Source organism: Rhizobium sp. AP16, assembly GCF_000281735.1.
GTDB classification, from domain to species: domain Bacteria; phylum Pseudomonadota; class Alphaproteobacteria; order Rhizobiales; family Rhizobiaceae; genus Rhizobium; species Rhizobium rhizogenes.
Window position 1 is genome coordinate 1 of sequence record NZ_AJVM01000054.1, and the last position, 3460, is coordinate 3460.

Genomic DNA, 3460 nt, shown 5'->3' on the forward strand with positions numbered 1-3460 from the left:
GCCGCGTCAACGTGACAGTGCCTGTCGGATTAAGCTGTCCTCGTCGACTGGGATATCGACAAGCTTCCGGCGATCTTGATCTTTGAGAAGCTTGCGCTTTGCCATCGCCCGACTCCATTCATGACCAATCTGCGTCGAGCGTTGTCGAGTCGGGCCGGACAGAGAAATCAAAACTGGCGCGTGTCGATAGCAATCCACAGAGATCGGATGTTGCACATCCGAACTACAACAACGTTCCTGTTCCGTTCGGCCTTAGCGTACGATTTCGGACTGCTCTTGTTCTGACCCCAATATTTTCAATGATTTATAAATTGCAAGAACGTCGCAATGAAACGCCAATGATCTGCCACCCAGGTTTCCTCCGGTGACGAATGGAGTCTCGGAGGATTTTGAACCCCATTTCCCGCTCCAGGAATTGGGGATCAGATTTACTTTTGAAAGATAAAGGTGTTTTGCTGAAGCTGGAATACCGCGATGCAGGCGGAAGCCTTTTGTCTTGACACATGCACCTTTGCGGCCACCAAGACGAGGCAAAAATATACCAAGGTCCATTGTCTGTGAACGAATTGCCAGAATTCATTTCCCAAGCATTGGCAAAGCCTGTCAATTACGCGGATGATTACGTCCGATCCGTTCTTGCACTGAAAGGACGGCTAGAGGCAGCATTGAAAGCGAGCTTGGTACTAGACGACGATATGAATTACAACGCGGCCCAATCGTTGACCTGCAAGGTGGCGGGCAAGGATGAGGCGTTGGCCAAGGTGTATGAATTTGATGTCAGGTTCTACATCTCGTCGAAATCGCCTTTGTTCGCCATTTATTGTTTCGACAGAAAGTGGGGCATGACGGATAGGGGTAGAGCCAATCATCCGATTGAGCAGGAAAGGTTGCCGAAATCGGTTTTGGCATCGATGGACATCGCGAAAGATTTGTTGTCTGAATGCGACTTCAAGGAAGTGGAGCACCGGTATTTTTTCTTGCCCGCAACCGGGTGCGTTACGCAGATGGATGGTTTGCCAGCGACTGTATTTGAATGTCTTTTTGCGGAGATTGTTTGAAACGCAGGCGAACTTGCAGGGTCTGTTCTGGGAACACCCAACAGCCGCGTAGCGGCCAGAGAATATTCGGAGCGCAACCTCAAAAAGGTATCGGTTGTTGAAACAAACCATGGCCCGGCAGCTCGATCTGATACGCTACCTCGAACGAGGCGCCGTGCATCTCGCTGCCAGCATGGGCACTCCACAGGAGGCAGCCTGCGAGCCAGAGGCCGACGAACGGTGGTGTACGAGGTCAGGAATCGTCTACACCTTCGACTTTGACGGTTGGAGCGCCAATCTTCACTTCGACAGCGACAGGCGCTTTTCGCACGACACCATCGACTTTTTCGGCCATTGCGACCTGCCCGGCTTCGCGCGCATTGCCAGGCCCTCGGAGGTTGCTTGCACCGTCAAGGGCACAGTGAGCTTCGACCTCGGCGACGAGCAGGTGGCTCTGCTTCGATCCGGCGCCACAGTTCATTTTCGTAAAGAGGAGGGCGACGTGCGGGTGCTGACAAAGATTGCCGGTGCTCTGCTTCCGTACGATGCACTCGCGAACTACTACCGCTTGATGCTGCGGTGTTGAGCGTACCCCGGGGATGCACATGCTATCGATCGACCTGCTATACCAAGACATGCACACCGCACCCTCGCTGCTTTCCGTGAGTGACGAGTTGCGCTTCATGGTCGGTGTCATGGCGCTCGAGCCTAACGACATCGCGCGCAACAGCGAGGTTTTCTTCAAGATCCTGGATCATCTAGAAGAATCCCACACCGCAGGGTGGGGCCACGCCTCCGAGGATCCAGAGGCAATGAAGATCTTCGAACGGTTCGCCTCATTCCTGGAAGGCCTTGTGGAGCACATTCCTGCACAAAAGGAGTGGCTCAGCACCGCGGCTGAGAACTTCCGTCTCCGGTGGACGACGATCGGTAAAGCAACCCAGGAGCTACGTGCCGTGGAAAACCTCCGCACTGAAAGTGCGCGACCAGGCTCGCAGGATGGTGATCAAGCATCATGAAAATCATCAGGTTCAGTGAAACCAGCGATGGCTATTCCATCGACAGCTCAGCTTATCCGGCCTATGTGCGTGAGGTACGCATTCTGGTGCCGACGGACGCTCTCGAATTCATGGACGCGACATGGCACTACGAGCATGGGGACGCGCGATGCCCGCACGATGCCAGGCTGGAGCAGTTGCTCATACGAGAGTTCGACGACGGTGACGTCCGGGCGAATGACATCGGGATGCATCTGGCCGGAGCGTATGGGAACCGCATCACGCTGTGCTACAGCGACGTACAGTCTTACGCGGCTGACAAAACCAAGAGCGAATGGCCCGCTGGCGACCGCTCCCACGGAGATTGGCTTATCGATGAGATGCTGGTGCTTGAAGATGGCTTTCTGAGCCACGAGATCGTCTTCACGAACTCCGTGATCAAGATCAAGCACAGGGAGGTGGTACGATGACTACAAGGCTCTCAGCAAACTGCTGACGGAATGGTCCGTGCGGCCGACCGTGATACCCATCTTAGATGCTATCTCCGCAAATCCAACTTCAGAGGACCTACCGCTGCTGAACCAGGCGCCCATGGAGGACAACATGAACTCGCCATCATTAATTTGTGGTACCAGCAACCTTGCCGGGCCCGTTACCAGGGCTTCCCTGAAAATCATCCCGGTATAAAGACCGACAGATGCTCAAACACATGGTCCAGCGGCAGGTGATCCGTGAGTCGCTCGAAGTCGTCAAAACCATCAGGCAGCGGCAGGCCAATGCCTTCGATGCCGTCCACCACTACTGCACCTCCCCATGCTACCTGGGTTGTTGAGTTATTCAATACCTCCCTGACCGTCATGCCGGCCCAGAGCTTGCCCTCATAGCGACATTCGAACCCGGAGTTGCACATCACCGAGTAGATCGATCGGCTTTCGTCGTAGCCGATAGTGATAAGTCCATCGTCAATGAACACGGTGCCCTCGGAGATTTTTATAGCATGGTGGTTCCGAAGGCTCTCGATCACCGCGTCGATGGAAGTCTGAAGTGCAATGCCGCCGAGCGAACGGCCCGGGACGATTTCGTTGATCAGTCTCATGGTTCATGGCTCGGACGGAAGCGATTTGAGCACGGCCGATGGTTCTCGTACTTCAAGGCGAAATAGTATTGCAACGCCGCGCACGAGTCTTCCGAGGTGTCCCGCGAGCATTTTCCGAGGATGTTCTCGATCGCTCGCCGGAGCAGTTCGTTTCTCAAAGATCAACCCTTCTGTTTGCGCCACTGCTCCAGACGGCGCATCATGCGCTGGAAGCGATCGAACGAAGCCAGTGCCAGATCGGGGTCGCTTGGCTCGATATCCCTGACTGTCTGATGGTTCTTGTCCTGATACATATAGCACAGAACGGGGCACTGTCACATTAAGGAGCG

At 54.7% G+C, this 3460-nt stretch carries 5 protein-coding genes; 4 read left to right on the forward strand and 1 reads right to left on the reverse strand.

Annotated elements, in window-relative coordinates; translation table 11 throughout:
• Positions 1 to 557 precede the first annotated feature (557 nt).
• From PMI03_RS16165 to PMI03_RS16180, 4 genes are all read left to right on the forward strand, one after another.
• Complete coding sequence (locus tag PMI03_RS16165) at positions 558 to 1058, forward strand: hypothetical protein (protein ID WP_309574395.1); 501 nt, start codon at positions 558 to 560, stop codon at positions 1056 to 1058.
• Between the two features lie 97 nt (positions 1059 to 1155).
• Positions 1156 to 1623 (forward strand): hypothetical protein, encoded by a 468-nt coding sequence (locus tag PMI03_RS16170; protein ID WP_131597926.1) that lies wholly within the window; start codon positions 1156 to 1158, stop codon positions 1621 to 1623.
• Between the two features lie 19 nt (positions 1624 to 1642).
• Entirely contained in the window at positions 1643 to 2056 is a 414-nt protein-coding gene (locus tag PMI03_RS16175) for a hypothetical protein (protein WP_007695149.1), read from the forward strand.
• The gene (locus PMI03_RS16180; RefSeq protein WP_007695151.1) at positions 2053 to 2505 is read left to right on the forward strand and encodes a hypothetical protein; all 453 of its coding nucleotides are present in this window, start codon (positions 2053 to 2055) and stop codon (positions 2503 to 2505) included. The genes PMI03_RS16175 and PMI03_RS16180 overlap by 4 nt, the downstream gene beginning before the upstream one ends.
• A 203-nt stretch (positions 2506 to 2708) precedes the next feature.
• On the opposite strand, the gene PMI03_RS16190 is transcribed toward PMI03_RS16180, so the two are convergent.
• On the reverse strand, positions 2709 to 3131 hold the full coding sequence (locus PMI03_RS16190) for a hypothetical protein (RefSeq protein ID WP_007695156.1): 423 nt from the start codon (positions 3129 to 3131) through the stop codon (positions 2709 to 2711).
• Positions 3132 to 3460 lie beyond the last annotated feature (329 nt).